13 protein-coding genes and 6 pseudogenes are annotated in these 24,384 nt (G+C 74.4%); 12 read left to right on the top strand and 7 right to left on the bottom strand.

Annotated features, from left to right (window positions below):
- The first annotated feature begins 198 nt into the window (after nucleotides 1–198).
- Together radA and disA are read left to right on the top strand one after the other, a co-directional pair.
- Nucleotides 199–1,704, top strand: coding sequence for a DNA repair protein RadA (gene radA, locus E4N63_RS14020; protein WP_228429353.1), 1,506 nt, complete (start codon nucleotides 199–201; stop codon nucleotides 1,702–1,704).
- 349 nt (nucleotides 1,705–2,053) lie between these two features.
- Nucleotides 2,054–3,178: a DNA integrity scanning diadenylate cyclase DisA gene (disA, locus tag E4N63_RS14025; RefSeq protein WP_019707684.1), complete on the top strand. Its 1,125-nt coding sequence runs from the start codon at nucleotides 2,054–2,056 to the stop codon at nucleotides 3,176–3,178.
- Nucleotides 3,179–3,288: 110 nt separating this feature from the next.
- On the opposite strand, the gene E4N63_RS31105 is transcribed toward disA, so the two are convergent.
- Together E4N63_RS31105 and E4N63_RS31110 are read right to left on the bottom strand one after the other, a co-directional pair.
- Nucleotides 3,289–3,669, bottom strand: a complete 381-nt coding sequence (locus E4N63_RS31105) for a hypothetical protein (RefSeq protein WP_308188689.1) — start codon at nucleotides 3,667–3,669, stop codon at nucleotides 3,289–3,291.
- 173 nt (nucleotides 3,670–3,842) lie between these two features.
- The gene (locus tag E4N63_RS31110; RefSeq protein WP_308188690.1) at nucleotides 3,843–4,130 is read right to left on the bottom strand and encodes a hypothetical protein; all 288 of its coding nucleotides are present in this window, start codon (nucleotides 4,128–4,130) and stop codon (nucleotides 3,843–3,845) included.
- A 315-nt stretch (nucleotides 4,131–4,445) separates the two neighbouring features.
- Between E4N63_RS31110 and E4N63_RS14035 the strand changes: the two genes are divergently transcribed.
- From E4N63_RS14035 to cseC, 6 genes and pseudogenes are all read left to right on the top strand, one after another.
- Nucleotides 4,446–4,622 (top strand): hypothetical protein, encoded by a 177-nt coding sequence (locus tag E4N63_RS14035; RefSeq protein WP_228429354.1) that lies wholly within the window; start codon nucleotides 4,446–4,448, stop codon nucleotides 4,620–4,622.
- Nucleotides 4,619–5,484 (top strand): annotated as a pseudogene (locus E4N63_RS14040) (A/G-specific adenine glycosylase). Before E4N63_RS14035 ends, E4N63_RS14040 begins: the two are co-directional and overlap by 4 nt.
- Nucleotides 5,485–5,827: 343 nt before the next feature.
- Complete coding sequence (locus E4N63_RS14045; RefSeq protein ID WP_125625230.1) at nucleotides 5,828–6,382, top strand: SigE family RNA polymerase sigma factor; 555 nt, start codon at nucleotides 5,828–5,830, stop codon at nucleotides 6,380–6,382.
- The gene (locus E4N63_RS14050) at nucleotides 6,379–7,155 is read left to right on the top strand and encodes a hypothetical protein (protein ID WP_230240823.1); all 777 of its coding nucleotides are present in this window, start codon (nucleotides 6,379–6,381) and stop codon (nucleotides 7,153–7,155) included. The genes E4N63_RS14045 and E4N63_RS14050 overlap by 4 nt, the downstream gene beginning before the upstream one ends.
- Nucleotides 7,156–7,165: 10 nt before the next feature.
- Nucleotides 7,166–7,876 (top strand): two-component system response regulator CseB, encoded by a 711-nt coding sequence (cseB, locus tag E4N63_RS14055; RefSeq protein ID WP_125625232.1) that lies wholly within the window; start codon nucleotides 7,166–7,168, stop codon nucleotides 7,874–7,876.
- A gap of 150 nt (nucleotides 7,877–8,026) precedes the next feature.
- Nucleotides 8,027–9,334 (top strand): annotated as a pseudogene (gene cseC / locus E4N63_RS14060) (two-component system sensor histidine kinase CseC); the annotation flags it as partial.
- A 378-nt stretch (nucleotides 9,335–9,712) separates the two neighbouring features.
- On the opposite strand, the pseudogene E4N63_RS14065 reads toward cseC, so the two are convergent.
- Nucleotides 9,713–11,278: pseudogene (locus tag E4N63_RS14065) on the bottom strand (MDR family MFS transporter); the annotation flags it as partial.
- A gap of 282 nt (nucleotides 11,279–11,560) precedes the next feature.
- Between E4N63_RS14065 and E4N63_RS14070 the strand changes: the two are divergent.
- Nucleotides 11,561–12,154, top strand: coding sequence for a TetR/AcrR family transcriptional regulator (locus E4N63_RS14070; RefSeq protein WP_043471597.1), 594 nt, complete (start codon nucleotides 11,561–11,563; stop codon nucleotides 12,152–12,154).
- A 31-nt stretch (nucleotides 12,155–12,185) separates the two neighbouring features.
- On the opposite strand, the gene E4N63_RS14075 is transcribed toward E4N63_RS14070, so the two are convergent.
- The gene (locus E4N63_RS14075; RefSeq protein WP_230240824.1) at nucleotides 12,186–12,962 is read right to left on the bottom strand and encodes a M23 family metallopeptidase; all 777 of its coding nucleotides are present in this window, start codon (nucleotides 12,960–12,962) and stop codon (nucleotides 12,186–12,188) included.
- Nucleotides 12,963–13,441: 479 nt separating this feature from the next.
- Between E4N63_RS14075 and E4N63_RS14080 the strand changes: the two genes are divergently transcribed.
- Nucleotides 13,442–14,260, top strand: coding sequence for a peptidoglycan-binding protein (locus tag E4N63_RS14080; protein WP_374112763.1), 819 nt, complete (start codon nucleotides 13,442–13,444; stop codon nucleotides 14,258–14,260).
- 225 nt (nucleotides 14,261–14,485) lie between these two features.
- On the opposite strand, the pseudogene E4N63_RS14085 reads toward E4N63_RS14080, so the two are convergent.
- The 3 pseudogenes from E4N63_RS14085 to E4N63_RS14095 form a co-directional block, all read right to left on the bottom strand.
- Nucleotides 14,486–15,623, bottom strand: a pseudogene (locus E4N63_RS14085) (VWA domain-containing protein).
- 89 nt (nucleotides 15,624–15,712) lie between these two features.
- A pseudogene (locus E4N63_RS14090) lies at nucleotides 15,713–18,384 on the bottom strand (DUF5682 family protein).
- Between the two features lie 63 nt (nucleotides 18,385–18,447).
- Nucleotides 18,448–18,849, bottom strand: a pseudogene (locus E4N63_RS14095) (ATPase); the annotation flags it as partial.
- A 147-nt stretch (nucleotides 18,850–18,996) separates the two neighbouring features.
- Here E4N63_RS14095 and E4N63_RS14100 point away from each other — a divergent pair.
- Nucleotides 18,997–20,796, top strand: a complete 1,800-nt coding sequence (locus E4N63_RS14100; RefSeq protein WP_230240826.1) for an NACHT domain-containing NTPase — start codon at nucleotides 18,997–18,999, stop codon at nucleotides 20,794–20,796.
- Between the two features lie 211 nt (nucleotides 20,797–21,007).
- A complete protein-coding gene (locus tag E4N63_RS14105; protein ID WP_230240827.1) occupies nucleotides 21,008–24,298 on the top strand; it encodes an NACHT domain-containing NTPase in 3,291 nt (1,096 codons plus the stop codon).
- Nucleotides 24,299–24,384 lie beyond the last annotated feature (86 nt).

Consider the following 24,384-nt stretch of genomic DNA (forward strand, 5'->3'; position numbering starts at 1 on the left):
GGTGATGGACGCCGTCGGTCCCGCGCTCGGAGGCGGCTTCGGGGGCGGCCCGCGTCCGGTGCCGCCGCGCCCGGTACCCCTCGCTCCGTCCCGGGGCTTCGCCCGGGGACTTCGTCCCGCGTCGGGCGTCCCGCGCGGCCCCTGCCCCGTTCCGGTACCGCCCCGCGCGTTGTCACCGCCCGGCGCTAGCGTTGCGGCATGGCTTCCCGCACCCGTACGTCCGCCAAGGACCGTCCCTCCTACCGCTGCACCGAGTGCGGCTGGACCACCGCCAAGTGGCTCGGCCGCTGCCCCGAGTGCCAGACGTGGGGCACGGTCGAGGAAGCCGGCGGCGCCCCCGCCGTGCGGACGACCGCGCCCGGCCGGGTGTCCACCGCCGCGCTGCCCATCGGCCAGGTCGACGGCCGCCGGGCGACCGCGCGGGCCACGGGCGTGCCCGAGCTGGACCGGGTGCTGGGCGGCGGCCTGGTGCCGGGCGCCGTCGTGCTGCTGGCCGGCGAACCGGGCGTGGGCAAGTCGACGCTGCTGCTGGACGTCGCGGCCAAGGCGGCCACCGACCAGGAGCGCACGCTCTACGTCACCGGCGAGGAGTCCGCGAGCCAGGTGCGGCTTCGCGCCGACCGGATCGGCGCGATCTCGGACCATCTGTATCTGGCGGCGGAGACGGATCTGTCGGCCGTGCTCGGCCATCTCGACTCCGTCAAGCCGTCGCTGCTGGTCCTGGACTCCGTGCAGACGGTGGCCTCCCCGGAGATCGACGGCGCGCCCGGCGGCATGGCGCAGGTGCGGGAGGTGGCGGGGGCGCTGATCCGGGCTTCCAAGGAGCGCGGGATGTCCACGCTGCTGGTGGGCCACGTCACCAAGGACGGCGCCATCGCGGGACCGCGGCTGCTGGAGCATCTCGTCGACGTGGTGCTGCACTTCGAGGGCGACCGGCACGCCCGGCTGCGGCTGGTCCGGGGCGTCAAGAACCGCTACGGCACGACGGACGAGGTGGGCTGCTTCGAACTGCACGACGAGGGGATCACGGGCCTCGCCGACCCGTCGGGTCTCTTCCTCACCCGCCGCGCCGAGCCGGTCCCGGGCACCTGTCTGACGGTGACGCTGGAGGGGCGCCGGCCGCTGGTCGCCGAGGTGCAGGCGCTCACCGTCGACTCGCAGATCCCGTCACCGCGCCGGACGACCTCGGGCCTGGAGACCTCGCGGGTGTCGATGATGCTGGCGGTGCTGGAGCAGCGCGGCAAGATCTCCCAGCTGGGGAAGCGCGACATCTACAGCGCCACGGTCGGCGGGGTGAAGCTGTCGGAGCCGGCGGCGGATCTCGCGATCGCCCTGGCCCTGGCGAGCGCGGCGAGCGACTCCCCGCTGCCGAAGAACCTCGTCGCGATCGGCGAGGTCGGCCTGGCGGGCGAGGTCCGGCGGGTCACGGGGGTGCAGCGCCGGCTGTCGGAGGCGGCCCGGCTGGGCTTCACCCACGCGCTGGTGCCGACCGATCCGGGGCGGGTGCCGGAGGGCATGCGGGTCATCGAGGTCGCGGACATGGGGGAGGCACTGCGGGTGCTGCCGCGCCGGCCGCGCCGGGAGCGGCCCGAGCGGCCGGAGGGAGCCGACGGAGCGGAGCGGTCCGGGCGGCCGGGCCGGTCGGGGCGGCCGGATCGCGGTGCGGCGGAGTCCTCGCCGCTCTCGGGAGGCGCCTCCGGCTGAGGCCCCGGCGAGCCGGCCGGCCGCCCCTCCGCCCTCCTCCCGCCCCTCCGCCCGGTCCGCCGCCCGTCCCCGCGAACGCCGCCGCCGAGCGCTCCGCCGAACTCTCGCCGACGGGTGTTCCCGGAGCCCGGGCAGGCCCGCGGCGGCCCGTCCGGGGCGCACTCCGGCGGGAACTCCGGGCGGCTCCGCACCACGCTCCCCGGCGTGCGCTCCGGAGCGCACGCCGGGGGCGCCGCGCACGCCCGAGCCGAGACGCACCACACAAGTCGTCCGGCCGCCGGTAGACTTTGCCCTGGTCTCGCCCGTACGTACGCACCCGGGCCCCGAATTCTGCGACCGGAGGAGTGCAGTGGCAGCCAATGACCGGGCAGCGACTCCCGGCAAATCCGGCGGGAGCTCCGGTACCGAGGGCCTGATGCGCGCCTCGCTGAGCGCTGTCGCGCCCGGTACCGCCCTGCGCGACGGACTCGAGCGCGTTCTCCGCGGGAACACCGGCGGACTGATCGTGCTGGGCATGGACAAGCACGTCGAGGCCATGTGCTCCGGCGGCTTCGTCCTCGATGTGGAGTTCTCCGCGACGCGCCTGCGCGAGCTGTGCAAGCTCGACGGCGCGCTCATCCTCGACAAGGACATCACCAAGATCGTGCGGGCGGGGGTGCAGCTGGTCCCCGACGCCTCGATCCCGACCGAGGAGACGGGCACCCGGCACCGCACGGCGCAGCGCGTCTCGATCCAGGCCGGCTTCCCCGTGGTCTCCGTCAGCCAGTCGATGCGGCTGATCGCGCTCTACGTCGGCGGGCAGCGCCGGGTGCTGGAGGACTCGGCGGCGATCCTGTCCCGCGCCAACCAGGCCCTCGCCACGCTGGAGCGGTACAAGCTCCGTCTCGACGAGGTGGCGGGCACCCTCTCCGCCCTGGAGATCGAGGACTTGGTGACGGTCCGGGACGTCTCCGCCGTGGCGCAGCGGCTGGAGATGGTCCGCCGCATCGCCACCGAGATCGCCGAGTACGTCGTCGAGCTGGGCACCGACGGCCGGCTTCTCTCGCTCCAGCTGGACGAGTTGATCGCGGGCGTCGAGCCGGAGCGTGAGCTGGTGGTGCGGGACTACGTGCCCGAGCCGACCGCCAAGCGGACCCGCACGGTCCCCGAGGCTCTCTCCGAGCTCGACAAGCTGTCGCACACCGAGCTGCTGGAACTGCCGGTGGTGGCCCGCGCCCTGGGCTACAGCGGTTCCCCCGAGACGCTCGACTCGGCGGTGTCGCCGCGGGGTTACCGGCTGCTGGCCAAGGTGCCGCGGCTGCCGAACACCATCATCGAGCGGCTGGTGGAGCACTTCGGCGGGCTGCAGAAGCTGCTCGCCGCGAGCGTCGACGATCTGCAGACGGTCGACGGGGTGGGCGAGGCCCGGGCGCGCTCGGTGCGCGAGGGCCTGTCCCGGCTGGCGGAGTCCTCGATCCTCGAACGCTACGTCTGAGGGAGGCGGAGCTTTCTCCGGCGGCCGCCGTTCCGCGGGCCGGCGCGCCGCGGGCCGGTGTGCCGGGAGCGGGCGTGCCGCGGGCCGGTCGGTGTGCCGGACCGGCCGGCTCAGTCCTTGGTCAGGACGAAGGAGACCTCCGCCTTGTCGATGCCCTTGGCCTCCGCCTCGATCAGATAGGTGCCCGCCTTCGCCGAACCGCCCCCGGGCGTGGCGCACTCGGGCGCGCTCGGCCTGCGGTCCCATTCGACCGTGTACGTGGCCTCGCCGCCGGCCGGTACCCGCAGCCGGATCTCCCGGCTCTCCTTGAGGCAGTCGTCGGACGCCCACAGCGGGTCGTCCTCGTCGGCCGGGGTGATGGTGAGCACCGCGCTCTTCTCGCCGAAGTCCACCTCGCAGGAGCGGTTCGAGGTGCTCTCGGCGGTCAGCTCGAACTCCGGCTTCTCGCCCGGTTCGTAGCGGTTCTCGACGGTGCGGATCCGCAGTTCCACGTCCCCGGCGCCGCAGTCGGGGAGGGCCGTTCCCGCCGGGATGCCGCTCCCGCCGCCGCTGCCCCGAGCCCGAGCCGCCGCCGCACCGCCGCCGCCACCGCCGCCGGAGCCACCGCTGCCGGCGTCCCCGCCGAGCCGCCGCCGGAGCGGCCGAGCCGCCCGTGCCGCCGCTGTCACCGCCGCCGTCGCCGCCCCGGTGCCGCCCCGGTGCCGCCCGAGTCGTCGCGGCCACCGGGCCGTTCGCTGATCGCGGGCCCGGAGGAGGAGGGGCCGGGGGTGATGGACTGCGCGGGGCCCTTGCCGTTGGCTCCGCCGTCTCCGTCACCGCCGCCGCCCCCGGTGGACCGGACGGCCCAGACGACGAGCACGGCCAGCAACGCGACCACGCACAGGGCTACCGCCCTCCGGCGCCAGTAGATGGAGGAGGGAAGCGGCCCGACAGGATTGCGCAGAGAACCCACGCCGGAAACCTTACGAGAGAAGAGGGCCCGTTCAGGCGTATACCCGCCGCCGTCACCGCAACTTTTGACGATCATCATTCCGGTTCGGTCTCGGACGGGCCCTCCGAGCGCCGTTCCCTGCGCGCGCGGTTCCCGTCCCGTGCACCCGGGGTGACGGCGCGCCCGCTCCCCGTAACTCCCGTGCGGCGTACGGGAGACGGGCGTGACGGAGAGCGGCGGCGGCACCCCCTTCCGCCCTGTGCGGCACCGGGCGCCGGACGGCGCCGGTGGCGGAGCCCCCTGGCGTCGGAGGGCTCTGGCAGGATCGGGGATGTCATGACTGCGATCCCGAAGCCCTCCAAGAGCGCACCCCCGAAGAGCACGACAGCCCCGGAGCACACGGCGGCACCCGAGAACACGACGGCAGCGAGCGGGGCGACGGCGAGCGCGGCGACCGCCGACTCCGCCGCCCCGCCCCCGGTCGCCTCCCCGCCGCCCTCCACTCCGCCGTGATCGACTGGTTCGACGAGCACGCCCGCGACCTTCCTGGCGCCGCCCCGGAGCCGGCGCGTGGGGTGTCATGGTCAGCGAGTTCATGCTCCAGCAGACCCCGGTGGCGCGCGTGCTGCCCGTCTACGAACAGTGGCTGGCGCGCTGGCCCCGCCCGGCCGGCCTGGCCGCCGAGGCGCCCGGGGAGGCGGTGCGCGCCTGGGGCCGGCTCGGCTACCCGCGCCGCGCGCTGCGGCTGCACGGAGCCGCCGTGGCGATAGCGGAACGGCACGGCGGGAACGTGCCGCGCGACCACGCGAAGCTGCTGGCGCTGCCGGGTGTGGGCGAGTACACGGCCGCCGCCGTGGCCTCGTTCGCGTACGGCGGCCGGCACGCCGTGCTGGACACCAACGTCCGCCGGGTCCTCGCCCGCGCCGTGACCGGCGTCCAGTACCCGCCGACGGCCACGACCGCCGCCGAACGCCGCCTCGCCCGTGCCCTGCTGCCGGAGGACGACGGCACGGCGGCCCGCTGGGCGGCGTCCACGATGGAGCTCGGCGCACTGGTGTGCACGGCGCGCAGCCCCGGCTGCGGGCGCTGCCCGATCGCCGCGCGGTGCGCCTGGCGGCTGGCCGGTTCGCCGCCGCACGACGGCCCGCCGCGCCGCGGGCAGACCTACGCCGGTACGGACCGCCAGGTGCGCGGCAAACTGCTCGCGGTGCTCCGCGAGGCGACGGCGCCGGTTCCGCAGCGAGTGCTGGACGCGGTGTGGGACGAACCGGTGCAGCGGGCCCGCGCGCTGGACGGGCTCGTCGCGGACGGTTTGGTCGAACCGCTGGCGGACGGCGGCTACCGGCTGCCGCTGAGCCGAGCCGAACCGACCTGAGCCGAGCCACGCCGAGCCGGGCCGGGCCGGGCCGGGCCGGGCCGAGGGGGAACGGCACGGAACCGGTTGCGCGATCCACACCGATCGAAAGCCTGCGAAACCCTTCGGAGTTGGTCAACAGCCGATCCGAACCGGTCAAGTGCCGTTCCACAGCCGCCTCCTGACCCCGTCCGGTTCCACGGACCGCCCGTCCCGGGGGAGTTGTTACACAACCGATGGGTTGCCGTGCGCCCGCCGAGGGGCAGACCGGACCGCTCCGTTACAGCCGCTCAGTAGCTTGCTTGCGTGCCGGGGAGACCGGCCACACACGGGGCGGGAAGAGCGGGGACGGAGGCGGTCGGCGATGGCGGACAACGAGGTGCTGGGCTTCGAGGAGTACGTACGGACCCGGCAGGACGCCCTGCTGCGCAGCGCCCGCAGGCTCGTCCGGGACCCCGTCGACGCACAGGACCTGCTGCAGACCGCGCTCGCCCGCACCTTCGGCCGCTGGGACGGCATCGCCGACAAGTCCCTGGCCGACGCCTATCTCCGGCGCGTGATGATCAACACCCGCACCGAGTGGTGGCGGGCCCGCAAGCTCGACGAGGTGCCCGTCGACCAGCTGCCGGAGGCCAGCCTGGAGGACGGCTCCGAGCAGCGCGCGGACCGGGCGCTGCTGATGGACGTCCTGCGGGTGCTGGCCCCGAAGCAGCGCAGTGTGGTGGTCCTGCGACACTGGGAGCAGATGAGCACACAGGAGACGGCGGCGGCCCTGGGCATGTCCACCGGAACCGTGAAGAGCACACTGCACCGGGCGCTGGCCCGGATGCGCCAGGAGCTGGAGAACCGCGAGCTGGACGCGCGGGCGACGGAACGCAGAGAACGCATGGAACGAGGGCAGCCGCAGTGCGCGGCGTGACGGACACCGAACGCCCCCGGGGGCTCCCGGAGCCCGCCGGTACCGCACCCGGACCCGCCCGGACGCGCACCGTCCCGGCGGGTTTCGTGCGGGTCGGGGCGGTGGTGGCCGCCGCGTCCGCCACCGCACTGGTCCTGGCGGGGTGCAGCGCCCCGGGGACGGGGGTGCGCGAGGAGGGGCCCGCGCGGACCGAGTCGGCGCCGACGCCTTCCCCGGCGCCGTCCTCCGCGTCGCCCCGCAAGGTCGATCCGGTCGAGATCATCAAGAACGACCCCACAGTGGACGCCAAGATCCGCAAGGGCCTCGAACCGTGCGCCGGGGACGAGTACCCGGTCGACGTCAGCTATGGCACCCTCACCGGGAACGACGTGCCCGATGTCGTGATCAACGTGCTGACCTGTCAGGACTCCTTCGGCATCGCGGCCTACGTCTACCGCGAGCAGGGCCCCGCCACGGTCCGTCCCGGCGGGAACGACGGCGAGACCGGGAAGGACCTCCGCGAATCCGTCAGCGTGGACGGCCGCTGGTACCGCAATGTCTTCGCCGACGACATCTCCCCGGTCTACGCCGAGATCATCGGGGGTGAGCTGGAGGTCAAGAAGCAGGTCTACGCGAGAGGTGACAAGGTCTGCTGCCCCTCCGGCGAGGAAGTGATCACCTACCGGTGGCGTGACGGGGCCTTCTCCGAGCGGGCGCGCATACACAACGATTACAGCAAGTCCGCGGGCGGCGTTCGCGAGGAAGCACCGCCCAGCCCGCGGCCGGCCGACTGAGGGGCGGGCGATGGCCACGACGCATGTGCTCTTCGTCGAGGACGACGACGTCATCCGGGAGGCGACCCAACTCGCCCTGGAGCGCGCCGGACTCGTGGTCACGGCGGCACCGGACGGGCTGACCGGCCTGGAGCTCTTCCGGGGCGACCGGCCCGACATCGCGCTGCTCGACGTGATGCTGCCGGGCCTGGACGGGGTGAGTCTGTGCCGCCACATCCGGGACGAGTCGGCGGTGCCGGTGATCATGCTGTCGGCGCGGGCCGACTCGATCGACGTGGTGCTGGGCCTGGAGGCGGGCGCGGACGACTACGTGACCAAGCCGTTCGACAGCGCGGTCCTGGTCGCCCGGATCCGGGCGGTGCTGCGCCGCTTCGGCCACGCGGCCGGCGGCCCGGACGGCCCCGCGGGGGCCGGGCCCGACGGGGAGGCGGGCGAGGAACCGCTGCGCTTCGGCGATCTGGAGATCGACACGGGCGGCATGGAGGTCCGCAGGGACGGCGAGCCGGTCTCGCTGACCCCGACCGAGATGCGGCTGCTGCTGGAGTTCTCCTCCGCGCCGGGCACGGTGCTCTCCCGCGACCGGCTGCTGGAGCGGGTCTGGGACTACGACTGGGGTGGCGACACCCGCGTCGTGGACGTCCATGTGCAGCGGCTCCGCACCAAGATCGGCCAGGAGCGCATCGACACGGTTCGCGGCTTCGGCTACAAACTGCGCGGCTGAGCGGGGGACCGCCTGTGCCGATCCGCGACCCCTCCCCGCCCGGGCCGTCCGCGACGCCCTCGCAGCCGTCCGCTCCCCGCCGTCCCCACCCTCCGTGGCCGCGGCGCGGACGGGCCCGGCCGGGATCCGGGCACCGGCCGGCTCCGCGCCCTGCTCCGCCGTCTCGCGCGCCGCGTCCCCTCCGGCCGTTTCCGTCCGCGCACGGGGCTGCGCTGGAAGCTCAGCGCCGCCATCGCCGCGGTGGGCGCGCTGGTCGCCCTCGCGCTCAGCCTCGCCGTCCACAACGCCGCCCGCGTCTCGCTGCTCAACGGCAGCCGCGACATCCAGGACGAGCGGGTCACCTTCGCCCAGCGGATCTACGAGTCCACCGGCCGGCTCAACTTCGACGCGCACATCGACGACCCCGCCCTGCCCCCCGAGCTCCGGGAGGCGGTGCGGGGCGGGCAGCGCGCCACGTATCTGGAGGACACCGGCGAGGGCCCTCCCGAGGTGTGGGCGGCGGTACCGCTGGCCGGCGGCCGGGTCCTCTCCATCCACACCCGCTTCGAGGACCGCTACGCCGTGCTGAGCGATCTGGACCGGGCGCTGTCCATCGGCTCCGTCTCGGTGATCGGCGGCGGCTGCCTGCTGGGCGTCCTCGTCGGCGGCCAGCTCTCCCGGCGGCTGCGGCAGGCCGCGACGGCCGCGGGCCGGGTCGCCCAGGGCGATACGGACGTCCGGGTACGGGACGCGATCGGCGGCCGGGTGCGGGACGAGACCGACGATCTGGCGCGCGCCGTGGACGCCATGGCCGACGCGCTCCAGCAGCGGCTGGAGGCCGAGCGGCGGGTCACCGCCGACATCGCGCACGAACTGCGCACCCCGGTGACCGGGCTGGTCACGGCGGCCGAGCTGCTGCCGCCCGGCCGCCCCTCGGAGCTGGTGCGGGACCGTGCGCAGGCGCTGCGGACCCTGGTGGAGGACGTCCTGGAGGTGGCCCGGCTGGACAGCGCCACCGAGCGGGCCGAGCTCCAGGAGGTCGCGCTCGGCGAGTTCGTCGCCCGCCGGGTCCGCGTCCTCGCCCCGGAGGCCGGGATGGAGGTCGTACGGGACGCGCGGGTGCAGACCGATCCGCGGCGGCTGGAGCGGGTCCTGGGCAATCTGCTCGCCAACGCCGCCAAACACGGCCGGGAACCGGTCCGGGTCACCGTGGAGGGCCGGGTCCTGCGGGTACGGGACCACGGGCCGGGCTTCCCGCCGGCGCTGCTGGCGGAGGGGCCGAGCCGGTTCCGCACCGGCAGCGCCGACCGGGCCGGGCGGGGCCACGGCCTGGGCCTGACCATCGCGGCCGGCCAGGCCCGGGTGCTGGGCGCGGCCCTCACCTTCCGCAACGCACAGGACGGCGGTGCGGTCGCCGTGCTGTGGCTGCCGGGAACGGCACCCACGGACACCGGCGGCATCCCCGTCGTGACCCTGCCCGCCCCCGGACCTGAGCACCGGGCCGCACGCTCCGCCCGAGACGCACGGCCGGGGACGCACGGCCGGGGACGGCACCCGCGCGTACGGAGCGGCACGGCCCGGGAGCGGGTCCCGGGGGGACGGACGCACGACGCGGTCGTACGCCGGACGTACGCCGGACGTACGGCGGGAACGCACGGCCGCCCCGCACCGGAACCCGCACGGGTGGTGTGAGGGCTCGCTCCCACTCGGCTCAGACGGGCTTCGCCGCCGGGAACCCGCCCGCCCGGACACCACCGCCGGAACCCGGTCCGGTGCCGTCGCCGCCGCCGACGGCACCGGCGCCCGCCTGCGCACCCGCGTCCCCGGCGTCCGCCCCGGCCCCCGCCGCCCGTCCCCGGGGCCCGCTCCCGGCCCGTCCGGGCCGGCCCCCCGCAGGGGCACCTCCTCGACGAACCAGGCCGCCAGGAAGCCGGCCACGGCGGCGAACGCGGCCACCAGGAAGACGATGTGCGTACCACCGGCCACCGCGGACTGGTACGCCTCCCGCACCGCGTCCGGCAGCTTCGCCAGGCTCGCCGCGTCGAGCTGCGCGGCTCCCTCCGTGACGGCCGGGGCACCGGGCCCGGCTCCGCCGGCCATGCCGTCCTGGACCCGGTGGGTGAAGAGCGCGCCCATGATCGCGACGCCGAAGGAGCCGCCGACCGTGCGGAACAGGGTCGCCGTCGAGGAGGCGACACCCATGTCCTTCATCTCGACGCTGTTCTGGGCGACGAGCATGGTGATCTGCATCAGGAAACCGAGGCCGGCGCCGAGGACCGCCATGTAGCAGCCGGAGACGAACCGGGAGGTGCCGGTGTCCATCGTCGACAGCAGGAACAGCCCGGCGACCATCAGCCCGCCGCCGAGAACCGGGAAGATCTTGTACCTGCCGCTCCGGGTGGTGACCCGGCCGGCGATCAGCGAGACCACCATCATCGCCAGCAGCAGCGGCAGCAGGAGCAGCCCGGAGTTGGTCGCCGAGGCGCCCTGCACGGTCTGCTGGTAGAGCGGCAGGAAGGTCATCGAGCCGAACATCACGAAACCGACCAGGAAGCCGATGAGGGTCATCAGCGAGAAGTTGCGGCTGCGGAAGATGCCGAGCGGCAGCACCGGTTCCGCGACCCTGCTCTCCACCACCAGCAGCGCGATCGTCGTGACGACGGCGGTGCCGGCGAGGCCGGTGATGACGCCGGAGTCCCAGGCGTACTCCAGGCCGCCCCAGGTGGTGACGAGCACCATCGAGGTGATGGCCACGGTGAGCAGCGCGGCGCCCGCGTAGTCGATCCGCGCCTTCGTCCGCTTCTTCGGCAGGTGCAGCACCGTCGTGACCATGGCGAGGGCGACGGCGCCGAGCGGGAGGTTGATGTAGAAGCTCCAGCGCCAGCCGAGCGTGTCGGTGAGGGTGCCGCCGACGAGCGGCCCGCCGATCATGGCCAGGGCCATGACCCCGGCCATCATGCCCTGGTACCGGCCGCGTTCCCGGGGCGGGATGAGATCGCCGATGATCGCCATCACGCCGACGATCAGGCCGCCCGCGCCCAGGCCCTGGACACCGCGGAAGCCGATGAGCTGGCCCATGGTCTGGGCCATGCCGGAGAGCGCGGAGCCGAGCAGGAACACCACGATCGAGGTGATGAAGATGCCCTTGCGGCCGTACATGTCACCGAGCTTCCCCCAGACCGGGGTCGAGGCCGCGGTCGTGAGGGTGTAGGCGGTCACCACCCAGGAGAGGTGTTCGAGCCCGCCCAGCTCACCGACGATGGTTGGCATCGCCGTCCCGATGATCATGTTGTCGAGCATGGCGAGCAGCATCGCGATCATGAGGGCGAGCAGCACCACGCGGACGCTGCGCCGGGGCGGCTCCGTGGCCGGCGGGCCGGCGGGTGGTTCCTCGTGGACGGTGTCGGGTGTGGCCTGGGTCATGGTGGTCGCTCCCCCGGGAGTGCGCGAGAAGAAGGCTTCGGCGCCGGCCGGGTACCGGCGCGTGGAGGCGGCGGGCGCGCGGAGGCGTGTGCCGGCCGCCGGGGTAAACTTACTTGCCGCCCGGCTAGCAGAATATCCCGGAAGCTAGCCCGCTCACTTGTCGGGCGTCAAGTAAATTCGGTGGCGGCCGGACGGCACCGTCGCCGGGCAGGGAGCCCCACGGCGGCCGGCCCGTCACGGCCGGCCGGACCGGTACGCACACGAGCAGGGAGCAGGAGAGCCATCGTGGCCACACCGCGCACGCGCCGGGGGGACACCCGCCGGCGCATCCAGGATGCCGCGCTCTCCCTCTTCGTCGAGCAGGGGTACGAGAAGACCTCGCTGCGCGAGATCGCCGCACAGCTGGACGTCACCAAGGCGGCGCTCTACTACCACTTCAAAACCAAGGAGGACATCCTCATCAGCATCTTCGAGGACCGGACCCGGCCCCTCGACGAGCTGATCGCCTGGGGCCGGGAACAGCCGCGGAACCAGGAGACCAAGCGTGAGCTGCTCCGCCGCTACAGCGCCGCGCTCCACGACGCCGCCCCGGTCTTCCGCTTCGTCCAGGAGAACCAGGCGACGGTGCGCGACCTGAGCATCGGCGGCAACGTCAAGGAACGGATGTTCGCGCTCTTCGAGCTGGTGAAGGAGCCGGACGCGAGCCTCACCGACCAGGTCCGCTCCGTCAGCGCGCTCTTCACCATCCACGCCGGGATGTTCGCGCTGAAGGACATCGAGGGCGACCCCGAGGACAAGCGTGCTGCCGTCCTCGAAGTCGCCCTCGATCTGATCGCCGCGGCGGATGCCGGCCGCCCCCTCAAGCGGTCTCAGTGACCCCGCGGCCGCGCGGTGCGCCCCGCGTCCGTCACAGGGTGACGCCGCGCTGCTTCAGGAAGGCCACCGGGTCGATGCCGGAGCCGTAGTTCGGGGTGGTGCGGGTCTCGAAGTGCAGGTGCGGGCCGGTGGAGTTACCGGTGGAACCGACCTTGCCGATCTCCTGCCCGGTGGTCACCTGGGTGCCGACCGGAACGGTGATCTTCGACAGGTGGGCGTACTGGGTGAAGGTGCCGGCGTCGTGCTTGACCACGATGTTGTTGCCGTACGCGCCACCCCAGCCGGCCTGGACCACGGTGCCCTGGTGCACGGTCTTCACCGAGGTACCGGTCGGCGCGGCGAAGTCCTGGCCGGAGTGCTTGTTCGCCCAGCGGTCACCACCGATACCGAAGGTGGAGCCCTTCACATAGCCGTCCACCGGCTTCACCCAGGAAGCGGGAGCCTTCGCGGCGGCCTTCACGGGAGCCTCGGCCTTGGCAGGGGCCTTGGCGGCCTCCGGGGCGGCCTTCCGCTCGGAACGGTCGGCGGCCTCCTGGCCGGCACGCTCGGCGGCGGCGGCCTCGGCCGCGGCCTTGCCCTCGGCGGCCTTCTTCTGCGCCTCGGCCTGAGCGGTGAGCGCCTTGATACCGGACTTGGACGTGGCGGCCGAGGTCATCCCCGTCTGCGGGGCGGGGTTCCCGGTCTCGCCCTGGGTGCCCAGCGCGACTCCGGTCCCCAGCACGGCGGTGGCTCCGACACCGGCGGCCATGAAGGCGGCGCGGCGGCGCAGGGGAGTCATGTCGGTGAGGATCTGAGCGTGCTTGAACATCAGGAGTTACCTCCGGAGTGGGGGGTTTGCGCGTTTCGCGGATTTCGTCCGCTTGCGCCCTACCTTGGTAACCCGCCCCGCCCAGGGGTTCAAGCACCCCCACTCCTACCGGAGGCCGTAGCCGCACCCGGCTCCTCCTTCCGCCGAACGCGCCGCCGGGGAGGCGCGGGACCCTCCCCGCCTCCGGGCCCCGCGGGCGCCGCCCCCTCCCGCTCGCCCGCCCGTAAACGCCCCACTTCGGAAGCCGTCCGGTCACGCGGCGCGCACCCCTCCGCGCCGGGCGCCCCGGGCTCCCCCGCACCGTCTCCTAAGGCGGGTAGGAGGTGAGCCGGACCACGTGCGGCACGTCACCGGAAACCGAGATCAACGACTTCTCCGCACGCTCCCGGCCCTCCGGACCGGAGCTCCCACCGCCCCGCCGGGCCGTTCCCCGAACCGGCGCAAGCCGGTTCACGCAGCGCCCCGCTCCCCTACCCTGGGTGCCCAGAGAGAGCTGTAGAGCTGTCGCCACAGCCACCCCGGGGGGACGGGACATGCATCCCGAGGACGCCGCGTTCGAGGAGCGCTACGCCCACGACATCATCGCCGGACACAACCACCTCACCATCTACTCCTCGCTGCCGGGCCCGCTCTGCCACGGCGTCATCGACAAGAAGGGCGTGGTCCACCTGGTCGGCAACGGCCGGGCGAACCACGCCGGCCTCGGCGACGGCGACGTCCTGCGGGCTGTCATGAACGAGACAGCGCTGCCCCGGGACAACGAGGCCGACACCGATGGCAACCGCCGCTTCTACGGCTTCGAGTGCGTCAACCTCGGTGACGGCAGGGACCCGTGGCCGGAGGCGCAGAAGCTGGCGATCGAGAAGGTGTCGGCCGCGATCTGCCGCGCGCACGGCTGGACCCACCGGTCCGTGATCGGGCATCTGGAGTGGCAGCCGGGGAAGGTCGATCCCCGGGGCTTCTCGATGAACACCCTGCGGAACCGGATCGCCGGGCGCCTGGGGAAGAAACCGGACGGACCGCCGAAGACCTCGCCGAAGCCGCCGCCGCGGTACGAGCCCTTCCCCGGCGCCGACTTCTTCCGGGCGGGCCGCAACAGCAAGATCATCACGGCGATGGGGAAGCGGCTCGTCGCCCAGGGCTGCGGGCGCTACCGGGTCGGCCCGGGCCCGCGGTGGTCCGAGGCGGACCGGCAGTCCTACGCCGCCTGGCAGCGGAAGCTCGGCTACTCGGGCTCCGACGCGGACGGCATCCCGGGGGCCACGAGCTGGAAGCAGCTGAAGGTCCCCAACGTCTGACGGCACGCGCGCCGGGCGCGGGCGCCCGGGCCGGACGGGCCGGCCCGACGGAACCGGCGGCCGGGGCCCGACGGGACCGGCATCCCGCCACCGTACGCGTGATCCGGCCAACAGCCGTTCCGGGCAAGCCGGTTGGTGAAACCATGGAACGCCGTCCGGGCGGAGCCCACCTGACAGGGCCCCGCCCGGGCGGTCACCGGCCCCCGTGTCCGGCGCACCCGGCGGTCATCGCGCGGCCGGCTCCTCCGGGACGGGCAGCGGACGCTTCTCGATGGCCGCGGCCATCACCTCCGGGAAGAGGTCCGGGGTGCAGGCGAACGCCGGTGCCCCCAGCGCCGCCAGCGCGGCGGCGTGCTCACGGTCATACGCCGGGGCCCCCTCGTCGGAGAGCGCCAGCAGGGCCACGAACTGCACCCCGGACTTCTTCATCGCGGCCACCCGCCCCAGCATCTCGTCGCGTATCCCGCCCTCGTAGAGATCGCTGATGAGCACGACAACGGTCTCGGCGGGCCGGGTGATGCGGGACTGGCAGTACGCGAGCGCCCGGTTGATGTCCGTGCCGCCGCCGAGCTGGGTGCCGAACAGCACGTCCACCGGATCGTCCAGCTGCTCGGTGAGGTCCACGACCGAGGTGTCGAAGACGACGAGCCGGGTGGAGACCGAGCGCATCGAGGCCAGCACCGCGCCGAAGACGGAGGCGTGCACCACGGAGGACGCCATCGACCCGGACTGGTCCACACACAGCACGATGTCCTTCTTCACGCCGTGCGCCGCACGCCCGTGGCCGACCAGCCGTTCCGGTACCACGGTGCGGTACTCCGGCAGGTAGTTCCGGAGGTTGGCCCGGACGGTGCGGTCCCAGTCGATGTCGCGGTGGCGCGGACGGCTGGTGCGGGCGGACCGGTCGAGCGCGCCGGTGACCGTGGCCCGGGTCCGGGCGGCCAGCCGCCGCTCGAGCCGGTCGACCGCCGTGCGGACCACGGCCCGCGCGGTGGTCCGCGTCGTCTCCGGCATGGCCTGGTGGAGCGACAGCAGCGTGCCGACCAGATGGACGTCCGCCTCCACGGCCTCCAGCATCTCCGGCTCCAGCAGCAGCGCCGAGAGCCCGAGCCGGTCGATCGCGTCCCGCTGCATGACCTGCACGACGGAGGTGGGGAAATAGGTGCGGATGTCCCCGAGCCAGCGCGCCATGCGCGGCGCGGAACCGCCGAGCCCGCCCTCCCGGCCGCCGCCCTCACCCCGGCGCCCGGGCCCGCGCCCGCGCCCCGCCGCCGTAGAGGGCGGCCAGGGTGCGGTCCATCGCGGCGTCCCGGCCGGACGGTTCGTACCCCGTCCCGTCGGCGCCCTCACCGCCGAGGACCATCCGCCACCGCCGCAGCCGCTCCTCGCCGTCCACCGGGACGGCCCCGGCCGCCGGGGCACCGTCGTGGACCGTGCTGTCGTGGACCGTGCTCAAGGGGCCACCTCCGTCAGGTCGTTGTGAGCGCTTCCGAGCAGCATCCGCAGGACCGGGAGGACCGCCGAGGCCCTCTCCTCGTCCAGACCGGGTCCGAAACCGGGCGCGCCCGGGGCCTCCGCCCGGTCCGCCCCCGGGCCGCGCCCGGCCGCCGGGCCGCGCCGGACCAGTTCGCCCAGGGTGCGCCGGACCGCGGGCTCGTAGGCCGCGAACGTGCGCCGCAGCAGCGGCAGGACGTCCGTGAAGGCGGCGTCCGGCACACCGGTGAGCCAGCCGTCGACGAGGGCGAGCAGCCGTGCGTCGTGCACGAGCAGCAGCCCGCCCCCCGACTCCCCGCCGACGAACCCCTCGATCCAGGCGGCGCCCGCCGCGGGCGGGGTGCCCGGTGAGAGGGCCAGGCCCATCAGCCGGGCCGCCTCTCCCTCGTCCAGCCGCCCGTCGTCCAGCAGCAGCCGCACCGCCCGCCCGCGGATGCCGGGCGCCGCGGTCTCCCGCCCGGCCAGATTCCGCAGCACCCCGGCCCACCGGTCCCGTATCCCCTCGCCCCGGGCGGGCGCGGTGGCACCCGGATCCCGACCGGGCCCGCCGCTCTGCGCCGGCGCACCGGCGAGCAGGCTCACCGCTCCCTGAACCGCGTTCACATGACCGCGCATCACCGCGGCGCCGTCCCCGTCCAGCCCCGCGCACGCCGGGGGCAGGCCGACGAACACCCGGTCGGCCAGGCCGGCCGCCACCTCGGTCAGCGCCGAGGCGTCCGTGCCGCGCACGTCCCCGTAGCGCACGGACCGCGCCAGGGCCGGCAGGGCCTCCGCCAGCCGGCCGACGTCCGCGTCGAGAGCGGCCCGGTCGGCGAGCGCCCGCATCACGGCGGGCAGCGCGTCGGACAGCCCGGCCCGCAGGCACCGTTCGGCCAGGGCCGTGACCTCCGGCAGCGACGCGGCCGACACCGCCTCGGACTCCGCCCGGGCCGTGGCCGCGGACAGCACGGTGGTGCCCCACACCCCCGCCTCCGAGACCCGGACGGACAGCTCGGGCTCCCAGCGCAGCCGCCAGGACTCCCGGAACGTCCCCAGTCCGCCGCGTCCGCGCACCGGCTCGCCCCAGTCGATGCCGAGGATCCGCAGCCGGTGCAGCAGCCTGCTCCGCCCGGCGTCGGTCTCCCGGCGCAGGTCGAGGTCGAGCTGCCGCTCCGCCGCCTCCGGCTTGAGGCGCAGCCGGCGCTGCACGGCACCGAGATCGCGCTGCAGGGGCACGGCCGGAGCGGACCGCGGCACCTCTCCCAGCGCGTCCCCCACCACCAGGCGCCGCGCGACGAGCTCCAGCGGCACGTCGGACCCCTCGCACATCACCGCCCGGACGGCGTCGGTCGTCTCGGTGAGCCCGGCGAGCGGCCGTCCGCGCAGGACGGCGAGGGTGCCCGCGAGCCGCACCGCCTCGATGACATGGGCGGAGGACACCGGGTAGTCCTCACCCCGCAGCAGCCGGGCCACCTTGGTCATCCACCGCTCGACGGGACGGTCCGGCGCCCGGAAGAGGTGCTCGTACCAGCCCGGGGAGGAGATCCCGGCGCCGTAGCCGCTGTGCCGGGCGAGCCGCCGATGCGTCCAGGGCACCCAGGTGATCTCCGCCCTGGCCTTCGGCAGCCCGCGGAGCAGCCGCCGGTCCGCGGCCGCGGTGGTCCGCGCGGCCAGCGCGGGGACGTGCCAGGCCCCGCAGACCACGGCCACCCGCCCCCGAACTCCCGCCGCGCCTCCCGCAGCCGCAGCCGCATATGGGCCTCGCGCACCAGGTCACGCGTGTGCCCGCCGTCGCCGCAGACCTCTCGCAGGACGCCCATCGCCTCGGCGAGCGCGGTGAACGGCGCGAGGGCGGCCTCCGGACCGCCCGGGGCCGGACCGCTTCCCGCCGGACCGCCCCCGGCCGGACCGTCTCCCGCCGGGGAGGCGCCGGCGGATTCCGCGCCGCGGCCGCCGCGGCCGGAGCGGGAACCGGAGTCGGAGCAGCCGTCGCTGTCGCCGCCGCGGCCGTCCGTACCCGGACGCCCGCTCCCCGTGCCGGACCGGGCGGCTGCCGGCTCCGCCACCGCCCGGGTGAGCGATGCCCCGGTGAGGGAAGCCCGGTGCTCGACGGCGTCCTCCCACCAGCGCTCCGGATCGTCGTATCCGGCGGCCCCGGCGAGGACGGCGATCGGATCGATCCGCACCTCGTCCGCCGTCTCCCCGGCGCCCTCGGCGGAACCGGCCGGGCCGCCCGGGGCCTCCGCGCCGGACGTACCGCCCGGCGGTCCGCCACCCCCGGGGCGGCCGGCGTCCGGCGCCCCGCCGCCGCCCGGCTCCTCCCAGGCCAGCACATGGGCCGCCGGGAGATCGATGAAGCGGACCGGAACCCCGCGCTCCACCGCCCAGCGGAGCGCCACCCACTCCGGGGAGAACTCGGCCAGCGGCCAGAAGGCCGAGCGCGCCGGCTCCCCCGCGACATGAGCGAGCAGGGCGACGGGCGGCCGCATGCCCTCCTCGCACACGAGCGGGGCGAGCGCGTCCGCCTCGGGCGGCCCCTCGATCAGCACCGCGGGCGGCTCGTACGCGTCCAGCACCGCGCGGACGGCCCGTGCCGAACCGGGCCCGTGGTGCCGCACGCCCAGCAGCAGCGGCTCATCGGGCCGTGCCACCGCGCTCCACCTCCCCGGCCCGGCGGCGGAGTCCGCACGCCCCGAACGGCTGTCGTCCGGCCATCAGGCGGCCACCTCCCGGCAGGCGCGGTAGAAGTCCTTCCAGCCCTCGCGCTCCCGGACCACCGCTTCCAGATACTCCTGCCAGACCACCTGGTCGGCGGACGGATCGCGCACCACGGCTCCCAGCAGACCGGCCGCCACGTCGGACGGGCGCAGCACCCCGTCGCCGAAGTGGGCGGCCAGGGCCAGGCCGCCGGTGACGACGGAGATCGCCTCGGCCGTGGACAGCGTGCCCGAGGGCGACTTGAGCTTGGTGCGGCCGTCCGCCGTGACGCCGTCGCGGAGTTCGCGGAAGACCGTGACCACCCGCCGTATCTCGGCCAGGCCGTCGGTGGCGGGCGGCAGATCGAGGGAGCCGCCGATCTGGTCGACGCGGCGGGAGACGATCTCGACCTCGGCATCGATCTCAACCACTCGCCCGACACCTGGCCGCTGGACGCCGCGTACCTCAGCCTGGAAGCGGAGCTCGGCCCGGACGGCTCCGGAACGGCGGGCCCGCAGCCGTACCCCGCCCTCCCCGCCGAACAGGCCCTCGCCGGCCGGGACCGGGTGCTGCTGCGCGGGGTGGCCGGCTCCGGCAAGACCACCCTGGTCCAGTGGCTGGCGGTCTCCACGGCCCGGGACGAACTGCCGGACCAGCTCGCGCCGCTCCGCGACCGGGTGCCGTTCGTCCTGCCCGTACGGCGCTTCCCGCACAAGGGGTTCCCGGCTCCCGAGGAGTTCCTGACCGCCGTACGGCACCCGTGCGCCGAGAACCAGCCGCCGGGCTGGGCCGTGCGCGTCCTGGCCGACGGGCGCGGGCTGATGCTGATCGACGGGATCGACGAGGCCCCCGAGGGCCTCCGCGAGCAGCTCCGGGCCGAACTGCGGACGCTGATCGCCACCCACCCGGGCAACATCTGGCTCGTCACCTCCCGGCCCTCGGCCGTGCCCGACGCCTGGCTCGCCTCCGACGGCTTCACCGAGCTCAAGCTGGCCCCGCTGAGCCGGGACGGCGTGGCCGCGTTCATCCAGCGCTGGCACGCCGCGGCGCGGGCGGAGGAGCCCAAGGACCTGCACCGGCTGGACGAGTACGAACGCACCCTGCTGGCAGCCGTGCGGACCACCCGCGAACTCGGCCGGCTGGCCACCAATCCGCTGATGTGCGGCCTGCTCTGCGCCCTCCACCGCGACCGGCGCGGCTATCTGCCGCGCGGCCGCCGCGCCCTGTACGACGCCGCGCTCTCCATGCTGCTGGAGCGGCGCGACCGGGAACGGGACATGGCCACGACCGACGGCATCGACCTGGCCCAGGAGTCGAAGGTCCAGCTGCTCCAGAAACTGGCCCACTGGATGCTGGTCCACGAGCGCTCGGAGATGGACGTCGGCACGGCCGTGGACATCCTGGAACGCCATCTGCCGGCGATACCGGAGGCCCTGAAACAGGGCGGGCCCGCGGAGATCTACCGGCATCTGCTCAACCGCACCGGGCTGCTGCGGGAGCCCACGCCCGGCTCGGTGGACTTCGTCCACCGCACCTTCCAGGACTACCTGAGCGCGCGGGCCGCCGTGGAGCGCCACGACTTCGACTTCCTCATCGGCCACGCCCACCAGGACGACTGGGAGGAGGTCGTCCGGATGGCCGTGGCCCTGGCCAGGCCGGACGAGTGCGCCAAGCTGCTGGAGGGGCTGCTGGCCGCCCGGCCGGGCGCCAAGCCCGTGGAGGCCCGGCACCGCAAGCTGCTCGCCGCGGCCTGCCTGGAGCACGTCACCGAACTGGACCCCGGGGTGCGGGCCAGAGTGCACCAGTACACCAAGAACATGGTCCGCCCGACCACGGAGGCGGCCGCCCGCGCCCTCGGCTGGATCGGCCCGATCGCCCTGGAGATGCTGCCCGACCCGGCCGGCCTCCCCGACCGCGAGGCGTATCTGCTGGCCGTCACGGCCACGTCCATCGCCGACGACCGTGCCATCGACTACCTGGTGCGACTGCGGCACCGCGAGTCCTGGCACCTCCGCTCCCTGCTCGCGGGCGCCTGGCGCCGGTACGACACCGACCGGTACGCCGACGAGATCATCGCCCACCTCGACGAGCGCGCCCTGGACTTCCCCGTGTCCGACCTGGAGGAGCTGCACGCGCTGCGCCGCCTCGGGGGCCGCCCGGCCGTCCAGATCGCCGGACGGTTCACCGCGGGGCAGCTGGTCGAGGGACTGGTCGCCGAGAAGCTGACGCACCTGTGGCTCGCCTACGACCTGGGCACCCCCCTGGAGTGGCTGAGCTCCTTCCCCCGGCTGCACACCCTGAGCGTGAGCCGCCACGCCCTCCCGGTGCACGGGGTTCCGGAGGGCATACACCTGGTGACGGTCTGACCGGCGGGCCGGGACCGGCCTCCCCCGCCGCCTCCCCGCCGTACCGGCGGGCTTCCGGCATCGTCTGCGCCCGCGACGGGCGGCGCCCTAAGCTGACGCTCCGGCGGCGGAGGGCGGCAACGGGTCGGGGGCACGGGCCCGCAGCAGCCCGCCGGACCGCCGATGGCCGCACAGCCACGCATCCGCACGCACAACCGGGGGGAACCGGGGGATGGATCCCGCAGTCGTGGGCGCACGCGTCGCGTCCGCCGCCGTCGCACCGCTCATCAAGAGGCTCTTCGTCCGCGAGGGCCCGGGCGCGGGCCTGCTGGACCGTCCCGTGCGCCTCTCCGGCCATCTCTCCTTCACCGGGGAGAAGCGGACCCTCACCGAGCGGGACCTGCGCAAGCTCGCCTCCGAACTCGTACGGCGGGCCGTGGCGTCCGGGGAACGCCCGGTCCCGGAGGACGAGGAGGAGGCGGTCGCGGACGCCCTGGCCCGCAGCCTGCACGCCCTCGGCGACCTCGCCATGGACGACGTCCAGGCCGTCCGCCTCGGCCACACCCGCTTGGCCCGAGAACTGCGGAGCGCCGCGGACCGCCCGGACCGCCTGCTGTCCGCCGACGCGGCCGGCCTCTTCGAGCGCCTGCTCGGCACGGCCTGCCTGCACATCCTGCACTTCTTCACCCAGCGCTCGTCCTTCGTCGCGCGCTCGGCCGTCGAGCAGGCCCGCAGCCAGGCCGAACTGATCGCGAAAACGGACGAGTTGCTGGCCCGCGTCCCGCGCCCGGACGGCCGCGACACCGCGTTCGAGGAGCGCTACGCGGCCTACGTGGCGGAAAAGCACGGCACACTGACGATCGTCGGCATCGACCTCCACCACACGGAGGCGGCCTGGCCGCTGGACACGGCGTATCTGAGCCTGGAGCTACAGGAGCACGGTCCGTCCTCCCACTGGCTTCCGGGGCACGACCGCTGGTCGCCCCCGGACGCGAGCTCCCCGGACTCGCCGCACGGGGACTCGGCCCCGCCATACGGCGACGGCTGGGCCCCGCCGCCCCTCGAAGCCCCCGCCACACCGCTGCCGGCCGACCGGATCTTCTCCGGCCGGGACCGTGTCCTGCTCCGCGGCGCCGCAGGATCCGGCAAGACCACCCTCATCCAGTGGCTGGCGGTCTCCACCGCCCATGGGGAACTGCCCGAGGACATGGCGGAACTGCGCGGCCGAGTGCCCTTCGTGCTGCCCCTGCGCAGCGTCATCCGCGCCGGGACGCTCCCGCTGCCCGATGCCTTCCTCTCCGCCGCCCACAACCCCCTCCACGCCGCGCAGCCGGAGGGCTGGGCGGACCGCGTGCTGCGCGCCCGCCGGGGACTGCTGCTGGTCGACGGGCTGGACGAGATCCCGGAGAAGGAACGGGAACGGGCCCGCCGCTGGCTGGCGGACCTGCTGATCGCCTATCCCGGCAACCTCTGGCTGGTCACCTCCCGCCCCTCGGCCGTAGGCGACGGCTGGCTCGCAGCCCAGGGCTTCTCCGAGCTGGCCCTCGCCCCCATGAGCGGTGACGACGTGGCCGCCTTCGTCGACCGCTGGCACGACGCCGCCAAGGCCGGCTGCCGCACCCCCGGGCACAACGCCGAGCGCGCCGCCGAGCTGGACCGCTTCCGCGCCGCCCTGCACACCGCCGTACGCACCAAGCGGGACCTCGGCCGACTGGTCACCAACCCGCTGATGTGCGCCATGGTCTGCGCCCTGCACCGCGCCAGAAACGGCTATCTGCCGCCCGGCCGGAAGGAGTTGTACGAGGAGGCGCTGCGGATGCTCCTCTCCCGGCGCGACGTGGAGCGGGACATCCCGGCCCCGGACGACATCCAGCTCACCGAGGAACCCCAGATCCAGCTCCTCCAGCGGCTCGCCTACTGGCTCATCCGCAACGGCCGCACCGAGCTCGACCGCGAGCACGCGGAACGCATGATCGCCGACGCCCTCCCCTCCGTACCGGCCGCGGCCCGGCAGGGCGACCCCGGGCGGGTCTTCCGCCATCTTCTGCTCCGCAGCGGTCTTCTCCGCGAACCGGCTGACGGCACGGTCGACTTCGTGCACCGCACCTTCCAGGACTACCTGGGCGCCAAGGCCGCCGTGGAGGACTGGGACATCGGCCTGCTGATCCGCAACGCGGCCGACGCCCAGTGGGAGGACGTCATCCGCATGGCCGTCGCCCACGCCCGGCCCCGCGAGCGAGCGGAGATCCTGCGGGAGTTGCTGGCGTACGGGGACTCGGCACCCGGCACCCTCCAGACGAAGGTCAATCTGCTGGCCATGGCCTGCCTGGAGCACGCGGCGGAACTCGACCCGGCGGTGCGCACGGTGGTCGAGGAGCGCGCCGCCGCCCTGATCCCGCCGCGCAACACAGAGCAGGCCCGGGATCTCGCCGCGGCCGGCCCCCTGGTTCTGGAACTGCTGCCCGGTCCCGAGGGGTTGACGGAGAAGGAGGCCGTGTCCGTCGTCACCGCCGCGTCCCACGTGCAGTCCGACGCGGCGATCGACTTCCTCGCCCGCTTCCGCTCCCACCCCGCGCTGCTGGTGCGGTCACAGCTCGCATGGAGCTGGCAGCGGTTCGACCTCCGCCGCTACGCCGACGAGGTGATCGCCCATCTCGACCCGGACGGCCTCTACTTCACGGCTCCAACCCGGGACCACCTTCGGACTCTGCTGGGCCTGGGCGGACGCCCGATGCTGGAAATCCGGGACCGGGACGCGGCCAACTACCTGCCCGTATACGCACGCCGGACGCCCCTAACCCATCTGGCACTCCACACACCGTTCAGACTTGGCCGCTTGAATCCCCTTCGGGGGCTGGGCGATCTCAGGAACCTACGGCTCACCCGGCACTCCGTCACGGATCTCCCCGCTCTCTCGCGGCTGCCGCTGGAACACCTCTCCCTGAACGACGTGCCGGGCAAGAGCCTGACCGCGTTACGGGAACTGACTTCCCTGACGTCGCTGGAGCTCAGCCCGCTGGACGGCGACTGGGATCTGACCGACCTCCCTTCCAGCGCACCGCTGGAAAGCCTGTTCCTCTCCCTCGCCGGGCCCCGGCCCCACAGAGGGCTCTGGGGAATCGGCCGGTGGCGAACGCTGCGGCGCCTCGGCCTCGGGCTGAGGAGCAGCCCTCGCACCCCGGCCGAATGGGAGGAGATCGGTGGACTGCCCGAGCTGCGTGGCCTTGAGGTCAGCGGCGCGTCCCTGGGGCAGTGCGGACCGGAGACGGTCCTCGACGGCGTCGAGCGCTTGCTGGTCCTCCGCGTACCCGGCCACTCCATGAACCTGTCCCAGGTCGTCACGCATTTCCCTAAACTCCGCCGCCTGGACCTCGCCTGGGGGAAAGCCACCCAGGAGCCGGAAGACCTCGCCATCTTGGCCGACCTGCCCCATCTGGAGGTCGTCAGCCTGACCCCCCACACCGTGCCGGCCCGTGGCACCGACCGCCTCCCGGAATCGGTGCGAGTCATCAGGTCCGACTGACCCGGCCGAGGGCCATCAGGACAACCCGGGCCGCGGGCACCGGACACAGCAAGAGGGCGGCCCCGGAACCGTTACGGTTCCGGGGC

It is taken from the genome of Streptomyces sp. MNU89, assembly GCF_020982505.1.
GTDB classification, from domain to species: domain Bacteria; phylum Actinomycetota; class Actinomycetes; order Streptomycetales; family Streptomycetaceae; genus Streptomyces; species Streptomyces xinghaiensis.